The organism is Lysinibacillus sp. NPDC093197, assembly GCF_044754025.1.
GTDB lineage: Bacteria > Bacillota > Bacilli > Bacillales_A > Planococcaceae > Lysinibacillus.
Genome location: NZ_JBIVOH010000005.1, coordinates 121,712 through 148,304, shown reverse-complemented (window position 1 = coordinate 148,304; position 26,593 = coordinate 121,712). Strand labels below are relative to the sequence as shown.

Annotated in this window: 23 protein-coding genes; all 23 read left to right on the top strand. The window is 37.9% G+C overall.

Annotated features, from left to right (window positions below; genetic code table 11):
* The first annotated feature begins 17 nt into the window (after positions 1–17).
* Positions 18–2,051: a flagellar biosynthesis protein FlhA gene (gene flhA / locus ACIP9G_RS14730; protein ID WP_340825834.1), complete on the top strand. Its 2,034-nt coding sequence runs from the start codon at positions 18–20 to the stop codon at positions 2,049–2,051.
* Positions 2,048–3,244, top strand: coding sequence for a flagellar biosynthesis GTPase FlhF (gene flhF / locus ACIP9G_RS14725; RefSeq protein WP_401020365.1), 1,197 nt, complete (start codon positions 2,048–2,050; stop codon positions 3,242–3,244). The genes flhA and flhF overlap by 4 nt, the downstream gene beginning before the upstream one ends.
* Positions 3,241–4,116 carry a MinD/ParA family protein gene (locus ACIP9G_RS14720; RefSeq protein ID WP_340825832.1) on the top strand — a complete coding sequence of 292 codons (876 nt, stop codon included), beginning with the start codon at positions 3,241–3,243 and terminating at the stop codon, positions 4,114–4,116. Before flhF ends, ACIP9G_RS14720 begins: the two co-directional genes overlap by 4 nt.
* Positions 4,117–5,271 (top strand): protein-glutamate methylesterase/protein-glutamine glutaminase, encoded by a 1,155-nt coding sequence (locus ACIP9G_RS14715; protein ID WP_401020363.1) that lies wholly within the window; start codon positions 4,117–4,119, stop codon positions 5,269–5,271.
* Between the two features lie 16 nt (positions 5,272–5,287).
* On the top strand, positions 5,288–7,348 hold the full coding sequence (locus ACIP9G_RS14710; RefSeq protein WP_401020361.1) for a chemotaxis protein CheW: 2,061 nt from the start codon (positions 5,288–5,290) through the stop codon (positions 7,346–7,348).
* 27 nt (positions 7,349–7,375) lie between these two features.
* Entirely contained in the window at positions 7,376–7,822 is a 447-nt protein-coding gene (locus ACIP9G_RS14705; RefSeq protein WP_340825828.1) for a chemotaxis protein CheW, read from the top strand.
* Between the two features lie 10 nt (positions 7,823–7,832).
* Positions 7,833–8,465, top strand: coding sequence for a chemotaxis protein CheC (locus ACIP9G_RS14700; protein ID WP_340825827.1), 633 nt, complete (start codon positions 7,833–7,835; stop codon positions 8,463–8,465).
* A 3-nt stretch (positions 8,466–8,468) separates the two neighbouring features.
* Positions 8,469–8,975: a chemotaxis protein CheD gene (locus ACIP9G_RS14695; RefSeq protein ID WP_340825826.1), complete on the top strand. Its 507-nt coding sequence runs from the start codon at positions 8,469–8,471 to the stop codon at positions 8,973–8,975.
* On the top strand, positions 8,975–9,346 hold the full coding sequence (locus tag ACIP9G_RS14690; protein WP_340825824.1) for a hypothetical protein: 372 nt from the start codon (positions 8,975–8,977) through the stop codon (positions 9,344–9,346). The genes ACIP9G_RS14695 and ACIP9G_RS14690 overlap by 1 nt, the downstream gene beginning before the upstream one ends.
* A gap of 359 nt (positions 9,347–9,705) precedes the next feature.
* Positions 9,706–10,476, top strand: a complete 771-nt coding sequence (locus ACIP9G_RS14685) for a FliA/WhiG family RNA polymerase sigma factor (protein ID WP_340825823.1) — start codon at positions 9,706–9,708, stop codon at positions 10,474–10,476.
* Between the two features lie 35 nt (positions 10,477–10,511).
* Positions 10,512–10,820: an RNA polymerase subunit sigma gene (locus ACIP9G_RS14680; protein ID WP_340825821.1), complete on the top strand. Its 309-nt coding sequence runs from the start codon at positions 10,512–10,514 to the stop codon at positions 10,818–10,820.
* Positions 10,821–10,829: 9 nt separating this feature from the next.
* The gene (locus ACIP9G_RS14675) at positions 10,830–11,405 is read left to right on the top strand and encodes a DUF6115 domain-containing protein (protein ID WP_340825820.1); all 576 of its coding nucleotides are present in this window, start codon (positions 10,830–10,832) and stop codon (positions 11,403–11,405) included.
* A 157-nt stretch (positions 11,406–11,562) separates the two neighbouring features.
* Positions 11,563–12,282: a 30S ribosomal protein S2 gene (rpsB, locus tag ACIP9G_RS14670; protein ID WP_024362006.1), complete on the top strand. Its 720-nt coding sequence runs from the start codon at positions 11,563–11,565 to the stop codon at positions 12,280–12,282.
* A gap of 100 nt (positions 12,283–12,382) precedes the next feature.
* Positions 12,383–13,270: a translation elongation factor Ts gene (gene tsf / locus ACIP9G_RS14665; RefSeq protein ID WP_340825819.1), complete on the top strand. Its 888-nt coding sequence runs from the start codon at positions 12,383–12,385 to the stop codon at positions 13,268–13,270.
* 237 nt (positions 13,271–13,507) lie between these two features.
* Positions 13,508–14,233: a UMP kinase gene (gene pyrH / locus ACIP9G_RS14660; protein WP_340825818.1), complete on the top strand. Its 726-nt coding sequence runs from the start codon at positions 13,508–13,510 to the stop codon at positions 14,231–14,233.
* Positions 14,233–14,790 (top strand): ribosome recycling factor, encoded by a 558-nt coding sequence (gene frr / locus ACIP9G_RS14655; protein ID WP_340825817.1) that lies wholly within the window; start codon positions 14,233–14,235, stop codon positions 14,788–14,790. Before pyrH ends, frr begins: the two co-directional genes overlap by 1 nt.
* Positions 14,791–15,147: 357 nt before the next feature.
* On the top strand, positions 15,148–15,942 hold the full coding sequence (locus ACIP9G_RS14650; RefSeq protein ID WP_340825816.1) for an undecaprenyl pyrophosphate synthase: 795 nt from the start codon (positions 15,148–15,150) through the stop codon (positions 15,940–15,942).
* Entirely contained in the window at positions 15,939–16,739 is an 801-nt protein-coding gene (locus tag ACIP9G_RS14645) for a phosphatidate cytidylyltransferase (RefSeq protein ID WP_401020357.1), read from the top strand. Before ACIP9G_RS14650 ends, ACIP9G_RS14645 begins: the two co-directional genes overlap by 4 nt.
* 145 nt (positions 16,740–16,884) lie before the next feature.
* On the top strand, positions 16,885–18,030 hold the full coding sequence (gene dxr, locus ACIP9G_RS14640) for a 1-deoxy-D-xylulose-5-phosphate reductoisomerase (protein WP_401020355.1): 1,146 nt from the start codon (positions 16,885–16,887) through the stop codon (positions 18,028–18,030).
* A gap of 48 nt (positions 18,031–18,078) precedes the next feature.
* Positions 18,079–19,341, top strand: a complete 1,263-nt coding sequence (gene rseP / locus ACIP9G_RS14635; RefSeq protein WP_340825811.1) for an RIP metalloprotease RseP — start codon at positions 18,079–18,081, stop codon at positions 19,339–19,341.
* Between the two features lie 198 nt (positions 19,342–19,539).
* Entirely contained in the window at positions 19,540–21,246 is a 1,707-nt protein-coding gene (locus tag ACIP9G_RS14630) for a proline--tRNA ligase (RefSeq protein ID WP_401020352.1), read from the top strand.
* Between the two features lie 275 nt (positions 21,247–21,521).
* Positions 21,522–25,853 (top strand): PolC-type DNA polymerase III, encoded by a 4,332-nt coding sequence (locus tag ACIP9G_RS14625; RefSeq protein ID WP_340825807.1) that lies wholly within the window; start codon positions 21,522–21,524, stop codon positions 25,851–25,853.
* Positions 25,854–26,094: 241 nt separating this feature from the next.
* Positions 26,095–26,571: a ribosome maturation factor RimP gene (gene rimP / locus ACIP9G_RS14620; protein ID WP_340825805.1), complete on the top strand. Its 477-nt coding sequence runs from the start codon at positions 26,095–26,097 to the stop codon at positions 26,569–26,571.
* Positions 26,572–26,593 lie beyond the last annotated feature (22 nt).

Below are 26,593 nucleotides of genomic sequence, written 5' to 3'. Positions count from 1 at the left end.
TTGTAGGAGGGACACAAATGAAGGTTCGCGATATAGGGGTTTTAGGTGCGGTTATTTTAATCGTTGCGATGCTCATCATCCCTCTTCCTCCGTGGATGCTAAGTTTCTTAATCGTCATTAATATTACGTTAGGATTAATAGTACTTTTAACAGCAATGAGTATGAAGGAAGCATTGGATTTCTCTATATTCCCTTCCGTTATTTTACTGTTGACCCTGTTTCGACTTGGATTGAGTGTTTCCACAACGCGTGCAATATTAGCAAATGGAGACGCTGGTTCAGTTGTTGAAACTTTCGGGGATTTCGTAGTTGGCGGGAATATTCTCGTAGGTTTAGTCGTGTTTTTAATTCTTGTATTAATTCAGTTTATCGTTATTACAAAAGGGGCGGAACGTGTTGCAGAGGTAGCTGCTCGATTCACTCTTGATGCGATGCCAGGTAAACAAATGAGTATTGATGCGGATTTAAATGCAGGTGTTATTTCTGAACGAGAAGCACGTGAACGACGTGATAAAGTTGCGGGTGAAGCGGATTTCTATGGAGCGATGGATGGTGCTACGAAATTCGTTAAAGGGGATGCAATCGCCTCAATGGTGATGGTTATCATCAACTTATTATTTGGTATTATTATTGGTGTTGTACAAATGGGCTTACCGTTTGCCGAAGCAGCAACCCATTTCTCAAAGCTAACAGTTGGTGATGGTATTGTATCGCAAATCCCTGCACTTCTTATTTCAACAGCAACAGGGATTGTTGTAACGCGCGCATCTTCTAAAGGAAGTTTAGGAGAAGATATTACAGGACAATTATTCGCGCAAGCAAAGCTTCTATATGTTGCTGGGGGTACTATTGTTTTACTAGGTTTATTCACGCCAATTCCTAACTGGGTAACGTTACCGATCGGTGTTTCACTAATTGTCGGTGCATACATGATGGATCGTAAAAAGCCAGAGGATGAGGAAGAGTTACTTGAAATTGAGGAAGAAGTGGCAACAGACGGCATGAAGAGCCCTGAAAATGTTGTGAATTTATTAAATGTGGACCCAATTGAATTTGAATTTGGCTACGGCTTAATTCCTTTAGTGGACGCTGCTCAAGGTGGAGACTTATTGGATCGTGTCATCATGATTCGTCGTCAGCTAGCATTGGAACTAGGGATTGTCATTCCGGTTGTTCGTATTCGCGATAATATTCAATTACAGCCAAATGAATACCGAATTAAAATTAAAGGTAATGAAATGGCTCGGGGAGAGCTTTTACTCGATCATTATTTAGCAATGAGCCCTGGAGATGATGATTCAATAGAGGGTATTGATACCGTTGAACCATCATTTGGTCTACCTGCAAAATGGATTACTGAGCAAGTAAAAGAGGACGCTGAAATGTCTGGCTATACGGTTGTTGATCCACCGAGTGTTGTATCAACTCATTTAACCGAAATTATTCGAGCGAATGCGCATGAGCTTTTAGGACGTCAAGAAACGAAACAATTAATCGATCATTTACGAGAAACACATCCAATATTAGTCGAAGAGTTGACTCCTGCTCCATTGTCTACAGGCGAAATCCAAAAAGTTTTGGGCAAGCTTCTTCGAGAAAATGTTTCGGTACGTAATTTACCAATTATTTTCGAAACATTGGCTGACTATGCAAAATTAACAAGTGATACCGATATATTAACAGAGTATGTGCGTCAATCATTAGCTCGTCAAATTACATCACAATATGTAGGTGGCAGCTCGTCATTGAAAGTCATTACTGTATCGGGTAAAGTAGAGAAAATGATTGCTGATAGCATTCAGCAAACGGATCACGGTAATTATTTAGCGATGGATCCACAAGATTCTCAAACGGTTTTAGAGACCATTGCATCTGAGGTAGAGCGCGTGTCCTTTATGGAACAATCTGCTATTATTTTATGCTCTCCAGCAGTTCGTATGTATTTACGTCAGCTGACAGAACGTTATTTCCCGCAGATTCCAGTACTATCTTATAATGAACTAGATGCTTCTATTGAAATTCAAAGTGTTGGGGTGGTGAACGTTGAGTGAAAATGAAAAAATATTATGCATCTTCCATACCAGAGGCAATGAAGCTAGTACGTGCTGATTTAGGCGAGGACGCTGTCATTTTGAATTCAAAAGTAGTAGTAACAAAGAAACTTTTTGGGCTTGTAAAAAAGAAAAATTTTGAGGTTGTTGCAGGGATTGACTCAATGGAGCCGAGTTATACGGCTCCCGCACCTGTTAATGTGCCTTCAATACCCGTTAAAAAAGAAAATGCTAGTTTACAAGAGATTACAAATGCTGTGCAAGCTAAAATTCAGCATGCTCAGCCTAAGTATGAACCATCTTCCCAAGATGGGACAGGTATGTCTGAAGAACTGCGAAAGGAAATTGCAGATTTAAAATCGATAATGCAATCTATGCACAAGAAGGCTAGCCAAGCTCAATATCCGGATGAACTCTTACCCTTCATTGAATACTTAAGACAGCAAGAGCTAAATGAGGAGCTCATCACAACGATTGGTGATGAGCTTTTTACGCATTTTAAAGAAGCTTCAGATATTAATTTTTCACAATGCAAGTTAATTACAAAAAACTTGTTGCGGAAACAACTAGAGGGATTGCCGATGGGTGGCCTATCGTATGAACGTAAATTTATTAATGTTCTTGGTCCAACTGGTGTCGGCAAGACAACGACAATTGCTAAAATGGCAGCAAGAGCGGTTTTAGAGAAAAAGAAAAAAATAGGCTTTATTACAACAGATACTTACAGAATAGCTGCCATTGAGCAGTTAAAAACGTATGCTGGACTTTTGCAAGCACCTGTCGAAATTGCCTATAACACGACAGATTTTGAACAAGCTGTGCAACGATTGTCCCATTTAGATTTAGTCTTTATCGATACAGCTGGACGAAATTATAAAGAAGTAAAATATGTAGATGATTTACAGCGTCTTATTAAGTTTGATGATCAGGCTGAATCCTTCCTAGTGCTTGCTATGACGGCAAAAGAAAAGGATATGACTAATATTATTGACCAATTTAAAGGCGTACCAATTGAAAAATTCATTTTTACGAAGATCGATGAAACAAATTCTATTGGCACAATGATTAATTTAATGATTAAATATAATAAAGGACTTGCTTACTATACGAATGGTCAAGAAGTACCAGAAGATATTGAAGAAGCTGATTTAGAAGCAGTGCTTAATTTGTTTTTCCAAGGTGAAGAAAAATGAGGGATCAAGCAGAAACATTACGCTTGAAAATGCTTAAGCGGCAAGGTGAATTAGGCAAAACCATTGCTGTAGTGAGCGGTAAGGGTGGAGTTGGTAAAAGTAACTTTTCAATGAACTTTGCAATTAATTTAGCGAGTAAGGACAAAAAAGTAGCAATTGTAGATATGGATATTGGTATGGGAAATATTAATATTTTAATTGGAAAAAATGTTTCTTATAGTTTGAAAGATTACTTAGAAGGAAAAAAATTACTAGATGAGGTAATTTTTGAAGGTCCACATGGTTTACAATGTATTTCAGGAGGCTCTGGCATGTCGAGCGTGCTCGAGTGGTCAGAAGCGATGTTTGAAAGGTTAATTCATGCTTTTGAACAACTCCAAAAAAACTTCGACTATATTTTATTTGATATGGGCGCGGGTGCGACTAATTGGTCATTAGAATTACTAACATCCATTGATGAAATTATTGTAATTACCACAGCGGAGCCAACCTCTATTACAGACGCCTATTCGATGATGAAATATATTCACGTACGAGATATGGATAAGCAATTCTATATACTTTGTAATCGTGCTTTTTCTAAAGAAGAAGGTGTCGAGACGATTGAACGTTTAAGGCTTACGATGAAACGTTTTCTAGACAAAGAGGTTACAGTATTGGGCTCATTACCTGAGGATCCGGTTGTGCGTAAAGCTGTGCGCGAGCAAGTGCCTTTTTCAATCGCATATCCAGAAGCACTTATTTCTAAGACACTTCAACTGATAGTGGCTCGTTTTATGGAACAACGTATGGAGGAAGTGCATGCACATGAACAGTCAGCAAGTAAATTCTTATCTAAACTTAGAAATATTTTTTCGAAAGGGCGTGATTAATTGGACTTTTTACATAAAAGCAAGCTTTTAGTTGTCGATGATTCTGCTTTTATGAGAAAGCTAATTAGTGACTTTTTTGTTGGTAGCTCGAAGGTTGAAGTAGTTGGAACAGCACGAAACGGAAAAGATGCGATAAAGAAAATCCAAACATTAAAACCAACAGTCGTGACAATGGATATTGAAATGCCTGAAATGAATGGACTCGATGCATTAAATGAAATTATGACAATTTGTCCAGTGCCTGTCGTCATGCTTTCAAGTACAACCCAAAGAGGTGCTGAAAATGCACTAACTGCAATCGAGTATGGAGCAGTTGATTTTGTTGCGAAACCTAGCGGAACAATTTCACTTGATTTACATAAAATCCAATCTGAACTTGTCCATAAAGTGGAACAAGCCTCGTTGGTACCTATTACTAAACTAAAAAAACATTCGAGTAGCAAAAGACAACAAGAACCAAATGTATCACCGTCTACTATAAGAAAAGAATTAACGAATGAACGAAAAGTGTCACCATCATTCAATGTGCCTTCGACTGTAGCAAATGTTGCGAAGCCACATAGTGAATGGAGTAAAGTAAGCAAAAAAATAGTGTTAATTGGTACATCTACAGGTGGACCACGTGCGCTACAAGAAGTTATTACAAAAATTCCAAAATCAATTCAAGCGCCGATTCTAATTGTCCAACATATGCCGGCTGGGTTTACAAAGTCATTAGCTTCTCGCCTCGATCAATTGAGCGAGATAACAGTGAAGGAAGCAGAGCAAGGCGATATTTTACAAAATGGCGTGGCATATATTGCACCTGGAGGATACCATTTAAGGTTAAGAAAAGTAGGAATCTCATATGGCATCGTTCTAGATAATCAAGAACCACCACGTTCTGGCCATCGCCCATCTGTAGATGTGATGTTTGAAGATGTAAGTCAATTTAAAGATTTTGATAAGGTAGCAGTCATTATGACGGGTATGGGCTATGATGGTTCAAACGGGCTAAAAGCATTAAAAAATACCGGTAATGTGATTGCTATTGCAGAGTCAGCTGAAACTTGCATAGTGTATGGTATGCCGAAAGCTGCGGTGGAAACGCAGCTTGTCGATGAAGTCGCTGATGTAGATGATATTGCACAAACAATTATGAAATATTTGCCTTAAAAGGGGTGTCCTCTTAATGGAAGTCAATCAATATTTAGAGATGTTTATCGAAGAAAGTAAAGAGCATTTACAAGCATGTAGTGAGCATTTATTAGAACTAGAAAAAAACCCTGATGATTTGGCAATCGTTGGAGAAATTTTCCGTTCAGCGCATACATTAAAAGGTATGTCAGCGACTATGGGCTTCGAAGACTTAGCGGATTTAACACATAAGATGGAAAATGTGCTAGATGCAATTCGAAATGAAAAAATTCATGTTTCACCAGAAATTTTAGATATCGTATTTGAATCTGTTGATCATTTAGAAGAAATGGTGATGGATATTGCGAATGGTGGAGATGGTAAACGCGATGTGTCCTCTACAGTAGCGCAATTAAAGCGTATTGAATCTGGTGAGGAAGCAGCTCGTGAAGTTGTAGCAACTGTAGCAGCTGAAGAAAAACCACAAGTATCTAGTGTGTTAGAATACGACAGCTTTGAGCAAACGGTTATTACACAATCTGCTGAACAAGGCTTTAATGCATTTGAAATTTCAGTAAGTCTTCGTGAAGATTGTCTATTAAAAGCAGCGCGTGTATTCATGGTGTTTGAGATTCTTGAAAAAGATGGAGATGTTATTAAATCAACACCATCTGTTGAGAAGCTTGAAGATGAACAATTCGATCAGCAATTTTACGTAGCATTCGTAACGAAAGAATCAGCAGAAGATATGCAGAAGAAGTTAATGAAGGTTTCTGAGGTTGAGGAAGTAAAAGTTGCTTCAATTAACCAAAAACAATTTAGTGAAAAACAACAATACGAGGCAAGCCAGGAAGCTGCAGCTACTGCAATTGCGGCAGTTGAAGCGGTAGAAACAACAACGACTAAACCTGCACCAGCAAAATCTACAGCGCCTGCAAAAGCTGATAAAAGTCATGCGCCTGTAGGAAACAAAACAATCCGTGTAAATATCGAACGTCTGGATATTTTAATGAATTTATTTGAAGAACTCGTAATTGATCGTGGACGCCTACAATCAATCTCGACAGAAGTCAATCACGGTGAGCTAAACGAAACAGTAGAACGAATGAGTCGAATAATGGGTGATTTACAAACAATCATTTTAACTATGCGCATGGTACCTGTTGAAACGGTATTCAATCGCTTCCCTAAAATGATTCGTCAGCTATCACGTGACCTTAATAAGAAAATTAACCTTGAAATTATTGGTGCGGAAACAGAGCTTGATCGCACAGTAATCGATGAAATCGGAGATCCACTTGTTCACTTAATCCGTAACTCTGTCGATCACGGTATTGAAAACCCTACTGCACGCCGTGCGAAAGGGAAACCAGAAGAAGGCACAGTAGTATTACGTGCTTATCATAGCGGTAACTATGTCTTTATCGAAATTGAAGATGACGGTGCTGGCATTAATCGTGATAAAGTGCTGTCAAAAGCGATTTCAAAAGGAATCGTTACGCATGAACAATCACTTGCAATGACAGATAATCAAATCAATGAGCTAATTTTAGCCTCTGGTTTCTCAACAGCAGATGTTATTTCTGACGTATCTGGTCGTGGTGTAGGATTGGACGTTGTAAAAACAACGATTGAATCTTTAGGTGGAAACATTTCGATTGAATCTACACAAGATGTAGGCTCTATTTTCTCTATTCAATTGCCGCTAACATTATCGATTATTTCTGTAATGCTTGTGGAAATAGAAAAAGAAATTTATGCGATACCACTTTCATCAATTATTGAAACTTCGATTATCCGTTCATCAGATATTATGAATGCTCATAACCAGAAGGTAATCGACTTCCGTGGAAAAGTGGTTCCACTTGTATTCTTAGAGGAAATTTTTGAGGTTCCTCGTAAAGAGCTACAAGATGATGAATTCCATTCAGTAGTAATTGTTCGTAAAGGCGAGAAACTTGCTGGTTTAGTTGTAGATTCATTCATTGGCCAACAAGAAATTGTTCTGAAATCATTAGGAAACTACTTAACGAATATCTTTGCAATTTCAGGTGCAACAATTTTAGGTAACGGTAAAGTAGCCTTAATTGTCGATTGCAATGCACTTATTAAATAAGGTGAATGAATAAGAGAGGTGTTAACCATGACAAATGCAGTTGAACAAGAAAATATAAAAGTGATTGTTTTCCAATTAGCAGATAAGGAATATGCCATTCCTGTATCACATGTTCAAGGTATCGAGAAACTCATGCATATTACACGGGTACCTAAAACAGAGAAATATGTAAAAGGCGTTATTAATTTACGAGGAGTCGTAACACCGATTATTGATTTACGGGAACGTTTTGAGTTGCCAATTTCTGAACATGAAGAAACTACTCGTATTATTATTATTTCATTAGAAGACATGGAAGTGGGCTTTGTTGTAGATTCAGCTAATGATGTGTTGGATATTCCAGCAAGCTCAATTGAACCACAACCAGAAGTAGTAGGGTCTCTTGAAGAAGAGTTTATTTCTGGCGTCGCGAAAATCGATAAACGATTATTAATTTTATTGCATTTAGAGAAAGTATTAAATCCACTAAAGTAGGGATACGATTATGACATTTAATCAAAAGATTACATCACTACATTTAGACGTATTAAAGGAAATTGGAAATATTGGTGCCGCACATGCTGCGACGGCACTTTCCAATTTGCTTGGTAAAAAAATCGATATGCGTGTACCGAAAGTTGAAATGGTGTCATTTAATGACATGATGGAACTGGCTGGTGGCTCTGAAAACGTCGTTGTTGGGATTTTTTTACGCATCGAAGGTGATGCTGAAGGGAGCATGTTCTTCATTCTTCCTATCGAACAAGCTAATCGCTTTATCCGTCGTCTAATACAGGATGAATCATTCGACTTTAAAAAACCACCTGTTTCTGAATTAGGTTTATCTGCTATGCAGGAAATGGGGAATATTTTATCTGGTTCTTATTTATCAGCGTTATCAGACTTTACAAATTTAAAAATTTATCCCACTGTGCCAGGTTTAAGTGTAGATATGTTTGGGGCTATTATCAGTATTGGCTTAATTGAATTATCACATGTTAGTGATAATGTTATCGTAATAAATACATCCATTTTTGAAGACGGTGTGGAGGATCATGAAACAGTAAGGGGACATTTCTTCTTACTACCTGATCCTGATTCTTTTGATGCTATTTTTAAAGCATTAGGAGTTTCATAGCCTATGCTAAACACTAACACGAATGGTCAAGTTATAAAAGTTGGAATTGCTCAAATGGATGTAGCGAAATTGCCAAACACGATTAGAACTTCAGGGCTTGGTTCTTGTGTCGGCGTTATTTTATACGATGAGTCAAAGAAAATAGCTGGTTTAATTCATGTGATGCTACCTGACTCTAGTCTTGGTAGATCAGAGTCAATAAATGTAGCGAAATTTGCGGATACAGGCATTTCAGCTATGATAGATTTATTAAAACTAGAGGGTGTTCAAAAATTTAAACTAAAGGCTAAAATTGCTGGGGGTGCGCAGATGTTTCAATTTACATCAGATAAAGATTCAATGCGCATCGGCCCTCGGAATGTAGAGGCTGTAAAGTTTGAATTAAAGCGTCATGGAATTCCTTTAATTGCCGAAAATACAGGCGGTAATAGCGGTCGAACTATTGAATTTAATCCTGCTACGTCGATATTACATATTCGAACGGTAAACCAAGGAGTGAGTGAAATATAATGTTTGGTTCTATTTTTTATAACCTGTGGGGGGCTTTAATTGCCTTTTCTATTTATTTCTTTATGACGCTGCAACAGCCATTAACGCCATTACGTATCATTATCGGTTCATTTGTAGTAGCAATTATCGTATTTTTTGTTATGTATATTGTTAGGTTTATAATTGCGTATGTGCTATTTACGCCAAATGCTGATCAATCACTTGCTGATAGCGGTCTTGAAGAAAACAGTTCTACTCACATTGGCGAGGAAAGTGAAGAAACGTCTTCTACGAGCTCGACGGTTGAGTTTCAAGATGAAAGCACGGAAGATATTGCACAAGTAGTCCGAACGATGATGAATCGTGAAGATGAACAACAAGTAAATGCATAAAGCCATAACACTTTGAACTGCCTCTAATGTTAGCTATCGACTAATGATTGGGAGGCAGTTTTCTTATGCCCAAAATGTAAAAGCTGTTAGTAATAGAATAGTGTTAGAGAATCATATGAAATTATAGTCGAATCTTGTTATAATAAAAGGAAAGAATGGTATAGGTTTGTATCTAAGTTTGTCAGTCATTGTAAGCAGGATACTCAAGATGTGATAAGTATGATTCTTTTATATACATGCAGTTTTTTTAAAAAGCGTTAATTACAGCGACTGGTACAAATACGCCTTGGAGCATTCAAGAGGCAACAACAGTCCAGGCTAACAGGTGCAAAAGAGCTTTTAAAAGAGAGGTGGATTTTATGACACAACCAATTCTAAACGATGAACAAAAGCTGTGGAATCGATGGATTAATGAACGTGATCCAGATGCGGGTGATTTACTAATAAAAAAATATACATCTCTTGTGACTTATCATGTACAACGAATCGGTGCAGGTGTACCTAAGAGTGTATCTCGTGACGATTTAACAAGCTTAGGCATGTTAGGTCTATTTGATGCGTTAAATAAATTTGATATAAATCGAGACTTAAAATTTGATACATATGCTTCTTTTAGAGTAAGGGGCGCAATCATTGATGGCTTGCGTAAAGAAGATTGGTTACCACGCTCTGCGCGAGAAAAGGCAAAAAAGTTGGATGCCAAAATTGAACAATTAGAACAACAGTTTATGCGTCATGTGACACCTGAGGAGCTTGCAGAACAGATGGAGTTACCTGTAGAGGATATTTACCAAACTGTACAGGAGCACTTCTTCTCTAATGTACTATCCATAAATGAGCAACAAGATCAAGAGGAGGCTGAGGGAAAGTCGTTTGTAATCCGTGACGATACGACAAAGACCCCTGAGCAGGTCGTAATAAAATCAGAATTACTTGATGATTTAGCAGTAAATATACAAAAGCTAAACGAAAAAGAGCAGCTCGTACTGAGTTTATTTTATACAGAGGAATTGACCTTAACTGAAATTGGAGAAATGCTCGAATTGTCAACATCGCGTATTTCGCAAATTCACTCAAAGGCATTATTTAAGTTACGTAAGCTATTGTCTAGTGAAATTATTAATGCGTAAGTATTCTAGAAAGTATTGTTGAGGGAGGAAATATTATGAGTTTAAAAGGTGTCGAATTACAAATAGCTCTTCCAAAAACGTTTGAAGCAGGTAAAATGGCAGATCAGGCACAACAACAAACTTTAGCTCAACAAGCACACGCAAATGAAGCGCTGAAAAAGGAAATAGAGCGCAAGCAAAAAGCTGTGAATACTTCGGAAGGTATGACTGAGATTAGTGAAGAGGAAGAAGCGGGTGGCGAATATATAAAAGGCACGCTTAAAAAGAAAAAACAGCCTAACGAAAAACCAGAAAAACAGGCTCAGCATCCTTTCAAAGGTAATTTCGTAGACTTTAGTGGATAGGAGTTTACTATGACAACCATACTAATAGCCGTTCTCTTTGTATTACAGCTACTATCATTTTATTTCATTATTATATTAAATACGAAATTAGCGAAATTCAAAGATTTAGAAAAAAAGCAGGAACGTTTAATGCGGGAAATGGATGACTCTATCAGTCTGTATTTAGCTGAAATGAAGGATGAAAATAATCGTCTCATTCAAGCGTTACAAGTCGTACCAAAGCCTGAAAAGACAACTGGTATAGGACAACAACCAAAGCAATTTAACGTGCAAAAAGATCAGGGACAGCCTTTGTCACAGGCTGAAAGTGATCAAAAGGATGTGAGCCGAGATAGCGAGCCGCGTATTTTAATGCCGAAAAATATGGTAGCAAATGCTTATTCACGTCAACAACAAGTAGTAGCGTCTCCAGTGCAAGCTACTGTCTCGAAGCCAATTGCGATACAAAAGGAAGAACAAAAACCGTTAACAGTGGAACAACAAATTGTTCAAATGGCGAAGCAAGGAAAAACAGCGGAAGAAATTGCGAAACAACTTCAAAAAGGGAAGACAGAAATCGAGCTTTTATTGAAATTTCATAGCTAAAACAGTTGCGAAGGCTATGAAGCTGTGATATAGTTGCAAATGGTGTTATTACTACACACGCATTTTGATGCAGTAAGTGGTGCTCTAAGATTAGGGTAGCTTGTTGCAAACGATAAATGCGGAGGAAAAAAACCAAACATTCTAGGAGGAAATTCACATGTCAGTAATTTCTATGAAACAATTACTTGAAGCTGGTGTACATTTCGGTCACCAAACTCGTCGTTGGAACCCAAAAATGAAGAAATTTATCTTCGTTGAACGTAACGGGATCTACATCATCGACTTACAAAAAACGGTTAAAAAATTAGAGGAAGCTTATGACTTCATGCGTCAAGTTGGTCAAGACGGTGGTAAAGTTCTTTTCGTTGGTACGAAAAAACAAGCACAAGAAGCGATCAAAGACGAAGCTGAACGTTCAGGCAACTACTACATCAACCAACGTTGGTTAGGTGGTACTCTTACTAACTTCGGTACAATCCAAAAACGTGTTGCACGTATGAAAGCTATCGAAAAAATGGAAGAAGAAGGAACTTTCGAAGTTCTTCCTAAAAAAGAAGTAATCCAACTTAAAAAAGAACACGAACGTCTAGTTAAATTCTTAGGCGGTATCCGTGATATGCACGATCTTCCAGACGTTATGTTCGTGGTTGACCCACGCAAAGAACGTATCGCTGTTGCAGAAGCTCGTAAATTAAACATCCCTCTAGTAGGTATTGTTGATACAAACTGTGACCCAGATGAAATCGACTATGTTATCCCTGCTAATGACGATGCTATTCGCGCTGTTAAACTTTTAACTGCTAAAATGGCTGACGCTTTAATCGAGTCAAAACAAGGTGAAGAAGAAGCTCCAGCTACAGAAGCTGCTGCTGAGTAATTCACGTTTACAAAAAGGTGATAAGTGGCTCAGAACCCTTATCACCTTTTTTAGAACCTATCACTAAAATAGTTTAACCAATTTGAGGAGGCAACACTAAATGGCAAACATTACTGCACAATTAGTAAAAGAATTACGCGAAAAAACTGGCGCTGGTATGATGGACTGTAAAAAAGCGTTAGTACAAACTGACGGTGACCTAGAAGCTGCAATCGATTTCCTACGTGAAAAAGGTCTTTCTTCAGCTGCTAAAAAAGCTGACCGTATCGCTGCAGAAGGTACTACTTATATTCTAGAAAAAGGTAACGAAGCAATTATTCTTGAAGTAAACGCTGAAACTGACTTCGTTGCGAAAAACGATAAATTCCAAGTGTTAGTTTCTTCTTTAGCTGAGCAATTACTTACTGCTAAACCAGCATCAGTAGAAGTAGCATTAGAGCTTGAAAATGCAGAAGGTGTAAAAATTTCTGACCAAATTTCAACAGCAGTTGCAACTATCGGTGAAAAAATTACTCTTCGTCGTTTCGAAGTGAAAACTAAAACTGATGCAGATTCATTTGGTTCTTACCTACACATGGGTGGACGTATTGGTGTATTAGTATCTTTAGAAGGTTCTACAGATGCTTCAGCTGCAAAAGATATTGCTATGCATATCGCAGCTATTAACCCAACTTACGTTTCTCGTGATGAAGTTTCTGCAGAAGAAGTTGACCGTGAACGTAAAGTGTTAACAGAACAAGCACTTAACGAAGGTAAACCAGAAAACATCGTTGCAAAAATGGTTGAAGGTCGTCTTGGTAAATACTTCGAAGACGTTTGCTTACTTGACCAATCATTCGTTAAAAACTCAGACCAAAAAGTTCGTGACTTCGTTGCTACAACTGGTGGTACTGTAACTGGCTTCGTACGTTATGCTGTTGGTGAAGGTATCGAAAAACGTGAAGATAACTTCGCAGAAGAAGTAATGAACCAAGTTAAAGGTAACTAATTCGTAGACTAGTTCACTTGATGGATTGGCTTACATTTGATCCTAATCAAATAATAACTAGATTTTCTAGACAAAAATGGGGAACACAACATAACGTGTTCCCTATTTTTCCGAAAAGAGCGGAAAAAACGATAGAATTTTCTATTACCATTTTTCACAACTAGCAATTATTGTTAGATATACTATAATGGAAAAGGAATAGAAATGTTTTAAATAAATGTCTGACGGAGGTTTACAATGAGTGTGCCACAATATAAACGAGTAGTTATTAAACTAAGTGGTGAAGCGTTAGCAGGAGAGGCTGGCTTCGGATTATCACCAAAAATTATCAAGTCTGTTGCAGAAGAAGTGAAAGAAGTAGTAGATCTTGATGTAGAAGTTGCTGTTGTTGTAGGTGGCGGTAATATATGGCGTGGGAAAATTGGTAGTGAAATGGGAATGGATCGTGCGGCAGCTGACTATATGGGGATGCTAGCAACGGTTATGAACTCATTAGCATTACAAGATGCTCTTGAAAAATTAGGTATCGAAACACGCGTGCAATCTTCTATTGTGATGACACAAGTAGCAGAGCCATATATTCGTCGTAAAGCAGTTCGTCATTTAGAGAAAAAACGTGTAGTTATTTTTGCTGCAGGTACAGGTAACCCGTTCTTCTCTACAGATACAACAGCTGCATTAAGAGCAGCTGAAATTGACGCAGATGCTATTTTAATGGCGAAAAATAATGTAGATGGTGTCTATTCTGCAGATCCTAAAGTCGATACTACTGCCATCAAATATGATACACTCACATACTTAGACGTTATTCAGCAAGGGTTACAAGTAATGGATTCAACAGCTTCGACACTATGTATGGATAACGATATTCCGTTAATTGTCTTCTCGATTACGGAGCAGGGTAATATTAAACGTGCCGTACTAGGCGAGAAAATTGGAACAGTTGTTAGGAGGAATGCATAATGACTAAACAAGTCTTAGAACAAGCTAAAGAAAAAATGAATAAATCAATTGCTGCTTTTTCACGTGAATTAGCATCAATCCGAGCAGGTCGTGCAAACGCATCTCTACTAGATCGTATTTCTGTAGAGTATTATGGAGCACCAACACCGATTAACCAACTTGCGGGTGTTGCTGTACCTGAAGCTCGTTTGCTAGTTATTACACCTTACGATAAAACAATTTTAGGTGAAATCGAAAAAGCAATTATGAAATCGGATATTGGTATTACACCAACTAATGATGGTTCTGTTATTCGTTTAATGATTCCTGCATTAACTGAAGAACGTCGTAAAGATCTTGTAAAACAAGTGAAAAAAGAAGCTGAAGATGCAAAAATCGCAGTACGTAACGTTCGTCGCGATGCTAATGATGATCTTAAAAAACTTGAAAAAGCTGGCGAAATCACAGAAGACGATTTACGTGGATACGGTGATGATATCCAAAAATTAACAGATGAGTTCATCGTGAAAGTAGATCAAGTAGCGAAAGACAAAGAAAAAGAAATTCTAGAAGTGTAAGCAGGCGCTTTACATTTCTAAGATGGAACTTTTTGATGAGATGAAGGCGTCCTATACATAACAGGACGTCTTTTCTCTTTTATTGAAAAGTATTCATTCTTATCGATGCTACAATTCTCACATGTAATGTATGAGCAGTAAGGTTTACTGAAGTAAAACTAGTAAACTAGTTACGGTTTTGTTTAGACTTACTAGCAGCTGCTGAATGTAGAAAGACAAGATTTCTTTGAGATATATGTTGTTCTAAAATAAGGTAGTTCATACATAGTCAATTAGAGGGAAAAAAAAGACAAAAGGCACTTTTGTTTGTTATGATAGGTTAGTATACGTCCGATTAGTTGTAGTGGGGGAGTTAGCATGTTTAAGAAGCTATTAGGTAAACAAGTAAATATGGATATACTATCATTGGAGGAACGTGTTGCCCTTTCGAAAAGCGAGCCGATTCCTGCCCATGTAGCGATTATTATGGACGGAAATGGACGTTGGGCTAAAAAACGTGCCATGCCACGTGTTGCTGGGCACCATGAAGGTATGAAGACGGTACGGAAGGTAACTAGATTTGCATCTGATCTTGGAATAAAAGTATTAACAGTGTATGCGTTCTCTACTGAAAATTGGAAACGACCAAAACCAGAAGTCGATTTTCTGATGCGTTTACCTGTTGAATTTTTGGGTTCTTTTTTACCGGAAATGATGGAGCGCAATGTGCGTGTTGAAATGATTGGGGATCCGACGCTCTTGCCAGCACATACACAAAAAGCATTGTATGATGCAATGGAGGAGACGAAGCATAATACAGGGTTAATTTTAAATTTTGCTTTGAATTATGGCAGTCGTTCAGAAATGGTTAGCGCCATGAAAGCGATGCTTCAAAAAGTGCAGGACGGTCAATTAACAATACAAGACTTAAATGAGGAATGTATGACATCGCATTTAATGACAGCTCATCTACCAGAGCCTGACTTACTCATTCGTACAAGTGGTGAAGTACGATTAAGTAACTTTATGTTATGGCAACTCGCCTATACGGAATTTTGGTTTACAGATACATTGTGGCCAGATTTTAACGAGGAAAACTTTCTGGAAGCGGTGGAAAACTATCAAAAACGTAATCGCCGTTACGGTGGGTTGAAGGGAGAAGAAACATCTTGAAACAGCGAATTATTACAGCAATCATTGCAGCGGCACTGTTTATTCCATTTGTCATTTACGGAAAAGTGCCATTTACACTACTTGTGCTTGCAATGGCTGTTGTAGGCTTTTATGAAATACTAAAGATGAAAAGTATTTCAATTTTTTCAGTACCAGGGTTGGTAGGCTTATTAACTCTTATTATGCTCGTAATACCAAAAAACTGGGCAAATGAGGTAGTGCATGCAATTGGCTACTCATCTGTATTAATGGTTATTTATGGACTCGTAATGCTCTTGCTTATATATGTTGTTCTAGTGAAAAATAAAATCACATTTGACGAAATCGGCTTTATTTTGCTTGGTGCGTTTTATGTAGGATTAGGCTTCCATTATTTAATTGAAACTAGAAGTTACGGTCTTGAGTTTGTTGTATATTGTTTACTTGTTGTGTGGACAACAGATTCTGGCGCATATTTTGTAGGTAGAAAATTAGGTAAAAATAAGCTATGGCCAGAAATTTCACCGAAGAAAACGATTGAAGGCTTTATTGGTGGGATTGTCATTGCAGTCATTTTTGCTATTGCTATGCAAGCAATTTATCCATTTGCGAATGGTTATGTTTCACTAATCTTTATTACGATTTTCGCTTCCATCATTGGACAGATGGGTGATTTAGTGGAGTCAGCGATAAAGCGCCATTTTGACGTGAAAGATTCGGGCAATATTTTACCAGGTCATGGCGGGATTTTAGACCGCTTTGATAGTTTATTATTCGTAGTGCCTTTACTCCATTTTTTACATCTCTTCGGTAGCTAAATAAGCAAAAAAAATTATCTTTTAGTAGTTGAATGCGAAATGTTTATTTGGTTGAGTTATTTTCATGAAAATGATTTCAATGTGATTGATGAATATGTGAATGATGCCATTGATTCACTTAGATAGAAAAAGGGGACGTTTTGTCGTGAAAAAAATTAGTTTATTGGGTGCAACTGGTTCTATCGGTTGGCAAACCTATGATATTTTAAAAGAACAACGTGATGCATTTCATCTTGTAGCGTTTTCTTCAGGAAAAAACATAGAAAAAACACGTGAAATGATTGAAACCTTACAGCCTGAACTTGTATCTGTTCAGCTTGAGGAAGATGCACGTATGCTTGCAAAAGACTACCCGCAAGTACACTTTACATTTGGTGCTAAGGGGCTTGTAGAGGTTGCTACACATCCTGATTCGACGGTACTTGTAAATGCAGTGCTCGGTAGCGTTGGTCTTGAATCCACCCTAGCTGCAATTCGCATGGGCAAAACAATTGCTATTGCCAATAAGGAAACGCTAGTAACAGCTGGGCACTTAGTGATGGCTGAAGCGAAAAAATACAATGCTCCAATATTACCGGTTGATAGTGAGCATTCTGCTATATTCCAATCAATGAATGGTGAAAACCCAAAAAATATTGAGCGTTTAATTATTACAGCTTCTGGTGGTAGTTTCCGCGACAAAACACGTGAAGAGTTAAAACATGTTACGGTTGCAGATGCACTCAATCATCCAAACTGGTCGATGGGCGCAAAAATTACGATAGATTCCGCTACGATGATGAATAAAGGGCTTGAAGTCATAGAAGCACATGTCTTATTTGATATGCCTTATGATAAAATTGATGTTCTTTTACACAGAGAAAGTATTATTCACTCTCTAGTTGAGTATCATGATACTAGTGTTATTGCTCAGCTTGGTACTCCAGATATGCGTGTCCCTATCCAGTACGCTTTAAGCTATCCAGACCGTATACCGCTTCATAATGGTCAACGACTTAATTTAGCGCAAATAGGTCAGCTACATTTTAAAGAAATGGATTTTGATCGCTATCCAGCATTGCGATTAGCATTTGAGGCAGGACGTACAGGCGGTACAATTTTAACTGCAATGAATGCAGCAAATGAAGCAGCAGTCGCAGCATTTTTACAAGGGAAAATAACTTTCCTTGAAATTGATGAAACAATTGAACGTGTAATGCAGGGACACAATAATATTTTAGTACCAGATTTACAAACAATTTTACATGTGGACAGAGAAACAAGAAAAATAGTGTTAGACATGGTAAAATAACGACAGGAAGCTATCGTTAACTATTCGCTTTTAAAGAGGTGGGGTATTATGCAAACAGCCGTTGCATTTATTTTAATATTTGGCTTGCTCGTGTTCTTCCATGAACTTGGTCACTTCCTTTTTGCGAAACGTGCAGGAATTATGGTTCGTGAATTCGCAATCGGTATGGGTCCGAAAATCTATGGTAAGATGCATGGTGAAACAATTTATACAGTCCGTTTATTGCCAATCGGTGGATATGTCCGTATGGCAGGGGAGGACATGGATGGTGTTGAATTACAGCCAGGTTACCGTGTAGGGATTATTGTCAATGAAGATAATATCGTAAAAAAAATCATTTTTAATCAAAATAATAAGCAATTACCAGATTTATTATTTTTAGAAGTGGAACGTGCTGACTTAGAACGAGACTTATTTATTGAAGGCTATGATGAAGAAGAAAAATTAGTTCGTTATAGTGTTGCAAGAGATTGTGTTGTTGTAGAAAACGGCAAAGAAACCGTTATTGCGCCATACGATCGTCAATTTAACGCAAAAACGGTTGGTCAACGTGCAATGACAATTTTTGCAGGACCATTATTTAACTTTATTTTAGCCTTTTTCATCTATATGTTAATCGGCTTGTTAAATGGTGTACCAACATATGAGCCTATTATTACTGAAGTAGTTGCAAACGATCCAGCAGCACAGGCAGGTATGCTTGCAGGGGATAAGGTTACATCTATCGATGGACAAGCTGTTGAAAAGTGGCAAGATTTAGCTGCCATAGTACAAAATCGCCCTGATCAAAATATTAATGTAACTGTTGAGCGTGGTGGACAAGTAGAAAACCTTAACATGACAGTAAAGGCCGTTGAAAGTAATGGCGAAACATTAGGGCAAATAGGTGTCAAGTATGAAAGTCCTCGTGTTTTTAATCCTATAAAGGCTGTAGTTTACGGAGCACAGGAAACATATAATATGACGGTTCGTATCTTTGAATTATTAGGAATGCTTATTACAGGGAAGTTTACAATTGATGCACTATCAGGACCTGTAGGTATTTATAAAACAACTGAGGAAGTTGCAGCATGGGGAATTTTCGCATTAATGAATTTTGCTGCTATGCTAAGTATCAACCTTGGTATTATGAACCTATTGCCACTTCCAGCGTTAGATGGTGGACGATTATTGTTCTTTGGCTTTGAAGCTGTAAGAGGTAAACCGATTGATCGTCAAAAAGAAGGTATGGTTCACTTCGTAGGTATCGTATTGCTTATGATATTAATGGTCGTTGTTACGTGGAATGATATACAACGATTCTTCTTCTAACAAGTTTAACGACAGTATACTTTCGTATTTCCAACGTCTGAAACTTATACAAAGTAAACTTTAGATAAGGTTATGCCTAAGTGAAATTAAATTGTAAAATAGCTTTGAGCGCAATTATTTTGAAACATTGCGTTCAAAGCTAAATTTGTTTATGCTAATTAGAGTATAAATTTATTTATTAAAAAGGTGGAACACTGAATGAAGCAAAGTAAAACATTTATCCCAACGCTACGTGAAGTACCTGCTGATGCAGATGTAAAATCACATAAGCAATTATTACGTGCAGGGTTTATTCGTCAAAATACAAGTGGGGTATATTCGTATTTACCGCTTGCAAAACGTGTGTTAACAAAAATTGAAAATATTATTCGTGAAGAGATGGAAGCTATCAACTCAATCGAATTATTAATGCCTTCATTGCAATCTGCTGAGCTGTGGCAGGAATCAGGCCGTTGGGAAAAATACGGTCCAGAACTTATGCGATTGAAAGATCGTCATAATCGTGACTTTGCCTTAGGACCAACCCATGAAGAAGTAATTACTACATTAGTGCGTGATGAAATTAAATCATATAAAAAGTTGCCATTAACACTCTATCAAATTCAAACAAAATTCCGTGATGAAAAACGTCCTCGTTTCGGCTTATTACGAGGAAGAGAGTTTATTATGAAGGATGCTTATTCTTTCCACGCTTCACGTGAAAGCTTAGATGAAACATATGAAGATATGTATCGTGCTTACTCTAATATTTTCTCACGTTTAGGCTTAAACTATCGTGCAGTTATTGCAGATGCGGGCTCAATCGGTGGTAAAGGGACGCATGAATTTATGGTGCTTTCTGAAATTGGCGAAGATACAATCGCATACTCTGATACTTCAGATTATGCTGCAAATATCGAGATGGCAGAAGTGACTGTAGAGTATCAACCAGCCAACGAAGAATTAAAAGATCTTGAAAAAGTAGCAACGCCAGATCAAAAAACAATTGAAGAAGTATCTGCATTTTTACAAGTCGCGCCATCTAATGTCATCAAGTCATTAGTATTTAATATAGATGATGAATTAGTTGTTGTACTTGCTCGTGGTGATCACGAAATAAATGATATTAAATTAAAAAATGCGCTAAATGCTGGTTCTGTAGAACTTGCTGATGAAGCGGCGATTCGTCAGTTATTAGGCTGTGGTGTTGGTTCAATCGGACCTGTAAAATTACCAGTAGACGTGAAAGTGGTTGCTGACCATGCCATTAAATCAATTCGTAACGGTGTAGCTGGCGCAAATGAGGACGGCTTCCACTTAGTTAATGTGAACCCAGAGCGAGATTTCGCCATTAATGAATATTTAGATATCCGCTTCATCCAAGAGGGAGATCCATCTCCTGATGGACAAGGTATCATTAAATTTGCGGAAGGTATCGAAGTTGGCCATATTTTCAAATTAGGTACAACGTATTCTGAAAAAATGAATGGTACATTTTTAGATGAGCAAGGTAAGGCACAGCCGTTTATTATGGGTTGCTATGGTATTGGCGTATCACGTATATTAGCTGCTGTAGCTGAACATTTCCAAGATGAAAATGGTTTCACTTGGCCTACACAATTAGCTCCTTATGATATTCATGTAGTGCCTGTTAATACGAAAGATGAAACACAAGTTTCGTTAGCAAATGAATTATATGGCTTATTAAAATCATATCGCTATGATGTACTTTTAGATGATCGTGCTGAACGTGCAGGCGTGAAGTTTGCAGATGCAGACTTAATTGGCTTACCTGTTCGTGTAACAGTTGGTAAAAAGGCAACTGAAGGCGTTGTCGAAGTGAAATTCCGTCAAACTGGCGAAACTTTTGAGTGGAAAAAAGAAGAGGTCATTGATCGCTTAAACGAATTTTTCCGTAAAAATTAATATCCTTTGGGAAGATTAAGCTCAATAGATTTAGATGCTCATACTAAAAGCATCTTTTAATGAAGAATGAGGATTAAGCAAACGAATTCGCGACACTCCTACGGGAAGCCAAGCAGATCTCACAGTGCAAAAACAATGTGAGGTTTGCGGATTTGCCCGTGGAAAGGGAGCGAATTTTTTTGCTTCAAATTTGAATAGTATTCGCTAGATAAAAATAGAACAAGAGGCTATTAAGACTGCCTCCTTCTCTTTAAATGAAAGTAGGTGTCGACCGATTGGAACAGCAACAAGAAGCAAGACAGAGATTTCGAATGCTCTTGCAACAACTAGAGTTAACAGATGATGTATACATGTCTTTTTTTGAAGAAGGCGAGTTATCACGTCTAACAGTGCATAAAAAGAATAGACTCTGGCATTTTAATATTAAATTACGTGGCATACTTCCATTTCCGTTATATCAACTATTTCGTACACATCTAGCTGAAAAATTCGCTGCTATTGCGCAAATTGAAACAACCTTTGAAACAGTTGAAAAAGATGTAACGGAAGAACTTATACAATCGTATTGGTTAACGATTATTGAGCAAATCGATGATATGGCGCCACCGTTAAAAAACTGCCTTGTATCGCAAATCCCGATGTGGAATGGGCAAAAAATTACGGTGTCCTGCGTGCAGAACATGGAACTAATGATGCTAAAAACAAAATATGCAGATAAGCTTGCAATGAGTTACAGTCAATTTGGTTTCCCGCAAATTGCGTTTGATTTTATGCTCCAAGAGGAAACAGATGAGATGCGTGAGGCGCAACAAGCCTTTATCGAGCAAAAACGTTTAGAGGAAGCAGCGATGGCACAGCAAGCGATGCAAGACTTCCAAAAACGTGAGCAGGATAAAAAGGACAACCCAGCATTGGCAGCGCTTGGCGATCGTCCATTCCAGCTTGGCATGCAAATTAAAGACGATGAAATTATGGAAATTAAGCGCATAGTGGAAGAAGAACGACGCGTCATTATTGAAGGCTTTGTTTTTGATACAGAAATTAGAGAGTTAAAAAGTGGACGCTCACTTCTACAAATTAAAATTACCGACTATACAGATTCAATCGTTGTTAAAATGTTCTCGCGTGATAATGACGATGCAGAACTGATGCAACATTTGAAAAAAGGTATGTGGGTAAAAGTACGTGGCTCAGTTCAAACCGATACCTTTATTCGTGATTTAATTGTGATGGCAAATGATATCAATGAAATTAAAAAAGAAACACGTCAGGACAAGGCACCAGAGGGTGAAAAACGAGTAGAGTTGCATTTGCATACACCGATGAGTCAAATGGATGCGGTAACGCCAGTAGATAGATTAGTGGCACAGGCTGCTAAATGGGGCCATCCAGCCATTGCGATTACAGACCATGCTGTTGTGCAATCTTTCCCGGATGCATACGGAGCAGGGAAAAAACATGGTATTAAAGTTATTTACGGTTTAGAAGCAAATTTAGTGGATGACGGTGTACCTATCGCTTATGCTTCCGAGCATCGTGCATTAGACGAAGCAACATATGTTGTCTTTGACGTCGAAACAACAGGTCTTTCTACTGCCTACGATACAATTATTGAGCTCGCAGCAGTGAAAATTAAAGGTGGACATGTCATCGATAAATACGAAAGTTTTGCAAACCCACATCATGCACTGTCAGCTACGACTATCGAACTGACTGGCATTACTGATGATATGGTTCGCAATGCGCCTGAAGTGGAACAAGTTATCCATGAGTTCCATGCCTTTATAGGGGAAGCTATCGTAGTGGCACACAATGCATCTTTCGATATGGGCTTCTTATATACTGGCTATAAAAAATACGGACTTGAAGAAACAATTCATCCAGTTATCGATACACTAGAACTTGCCCGGTTGCTCCATCCAACAATGAAAAATCATCGTTTAAATACTCTTTGTAAAAAATTCGGTATTGAATTAACGCAGCATCACCGTGCGATTTATGATACAGAAGCAACAGGCTATTTATTGTTGCATCTGTTAAAAGAAGCCGATGAACTAGGCATTAAATATCACGATGATTTCAATAAGCATGTTGGTGGTGGAGATGCATATAAAAAAGCGCGACCGATGCATTGTACGATTCTAGCAGTCAATAATGATGGTTTGAAAAATTTATTTAAAATTGTGTCTCATTCTCACACAAAAACGTTCTACCGTGTGCCTCGTGTAACACGCTCTACACTGGAACAGTATAGAGAGGGGCTATTAATTGGTTCAGGCTGTAGTAACGGTGAAGTGTTTGAAACAATGATGAATAAATCCCCAGAAGAAGCGGAACAGGTTGCAAGATTTTACGATTATATCGAAGTGCAACCAAAGGCTGTTTATGCACCTTTAATTGAACGTAATGTCGTCCGTGATGAATGGACAATTGAAGATATTATACGCAAGCTTGTAAAGCTCGGGAAAAAGATGAATAAGCCTGTAGTCGCTACTGGCAATGTTCATTATTTAGATCCAAACGATGGAATGTTTAGACAAATATTGATTGGTTCCCAAGGAGGCGCCAATATTTTAAATAAATCTAAGCTTCCAGAAGTACATTTTAGAACGACTGATGAGATGCTGAAGGACTTTGACTTTTTAGGTCCTGATCTTGCGAAAGAAATAGTTGTCACAAATACGCAAAAAGTCGCTGATATGATTGGCGATGTGAAGCCAATTAAAGATGATTTATATACGCCAAAAATTGAAGGCTCCGATGATGAAGTAACAAATTTAACGTATGAAATGGCACATCGTATATATGGTGAAGAATTACCTGAAATCGTAAAAGCGCGTATTGAAAAAGAATTAAAGTCGATTTTAGGCCATGGATTTGGCGTTATTTACTTAATTTCCGCGAAGCTCGTAAAAAAATCACTTGCTGACGGTTACTTAGTAGGTTCTCGTGGTTCGGTAGGTTCTTCATTAGTTGCAACCTTTATGGAGATTACGGAGGTAAACCCATTACCACCTCATTATATTTGTCCAAATTGTAAGCATTCCGAGTTTTTCAATGACGGTTCGGTTAGCTCAGGTTACGACTTACCAAACAAAGATTGTACTGAGTGTGGCACACCATATAAAAAAGATGGGCAAGATATTCCGTTTGAAACGTTCCTTGGCTTTAAAGGGGATAAAGTACCTGATATCGATTTGAACTTCTCTGGTGAATATCAACCGCAGGCCCACAACTATACTAAAGTACTGTTTGGTGAAGAATATGTATTCCGTGCTGGAACAATAGGTACTGTTGCGGAAAAAACAGCATATGGCTACGTTAAAGGTTATGCGAGCGACAACAATCTTCATTTCCGAGGCGCTGAAGTAGACCGTTTAGTACAGGGCTGTACAGGCGTTAAACGGACAACAGGTCAACATCCAGGTGGGATTATTGTTGTACCGGATTATATGGACATTTATGATTTCTCACCAGTGCAGTTCCCAGCGGATGCACAGGATTCCGAATGGAAAACAACACACTTTGATTTCCACTCTATTCATGACAATATTTTGAAGCTCGATATACTTGGACACGATGATCCGACCGTAATTCGGATGTTACAGGATTTATCTGGAATCGATCCGAAAACAATTCCAACAGATGATCCGTTCGTTATGAAAATTTTTAGTTCACCTGAATCTCTAGGCGTGACAGAAAAGCAAATTGGTTGTAAGACGGGAACATTAGGTATTCCGGAATTTGGTACACGATTTGTCCGTCAAATGCTAGAAGATACAAAACCATCTACATTCTCAGAGCTTGTCCAAATTTCAGGACTTTCACATGGAACGGATGTATGGCTAGGTAATGCGCAGGAACTTATTCAAAATGGTACATGCGTATTAAAAGAAGTAATCGGCTGTCGTGATGACATTATGGTGTATTTAATATACCAAGGACTTGAACCGTCTTTAGCCTTTAAAATTATGGAGTCTGTTCGTAAAGGGAAAGGCTTATCAGAAGAATTTGAAGCAGAAATGCTAGCAAATAAAGTACCTGGTTGGTATATCGAATCATGTAAAAAGATAAAATATATGTTCCCTAAAGCCCATGCTGCTGCCTACGTTTTAATGGCAGTACGTATTGCTTGGTTTAAAGTGCATTTTCCAATCTTATATTACGCTGCCTACTTCACAGTAAGAGCAGATGATTTTGATTTAATTTCGATGACGCAAGGTTCTCAAATGATTCGTGCAAAAATAGATGAAATCAATATTAAGGGACTAGATGCTTCTACAAAAGAGAAAAACTTACTAACTGTAATGGAACTTGCACTTGAAATGTGTGAACGTGGTATGAGCTTCCAAAAGGTTGATTTATATCGTTCACAAGCTAGCGAGTTTATTATTGATGGCAATTCCTTAATCCCACCTTTTGATGCCATTCCAGGACTCGGAACGAACGTTGCTAAAACAATCGTAGCTGCACGTGAGAATGGTGAATTTTTATCGAAAGAAGATTTACAGCAACGAGGTCGTGTGTCGAAAACATTAATTGAGTACATGGATCAATTAGGTTGTTTGGAAGGCATGCCTGATGCCAATCAGTTATCGCTTTTCTAGTAAGCGCTAGACCTAAAATAAGGTCGTTTGCATTGTAGCGTAAATTGTGCTATTCTTATGGTAATAATTTGTTGATAGTTTTCCAGCAAAAGAGTGGGGCATTCCCGCTCTTTTCTGTTGTTATACCGAAGCAAAGCAAATTTTTTAGACTAACAGCAGGTAAGACCGTCAAATTTCACCAACATCACTGGTGGAATTTCTGTTTTATTACGCCTGAAATTGAAAAACGCAGGAGGAAACAATGAGCAAAGTACCATCTTTAATTGAAGAACTTGCTACACCGATTGTCGAAGAGTTAAATCTTGAGTTGGTGGATGTTGAGTTTGTGAAAGAAGGACGTAACTGGTTTTTACGTGTTTATGTAGATACACCCGAGGGTGGGATTGACATTGGCCAATGTGCTCAAGTTAGTGAACGACTATGTTTACTGTTGGATGAAAAAGATCCTATTACACAAAATTATTATTTAGAGGTATCTTCACCAGGTGCAGAACGTCCATTAAAAAAAGATACTGATTTTAAAAAAGCCGTTGGCAAGTTTATCTATGTGAAGACTTATGAGCCTATTAAGGACATGAAGGAATTCCAAGGCTACTTAACATCTTATGATGAACATACATTAGTGATGGAAGTACCCGTTAAAACACGGAAAATTACAGTAACAATTGAACAAGAAAAAATCGCCTTGGCACGTCTTGCCATCGATTTTTCAGCATAATGCATATTTAGGAGTGAAAATA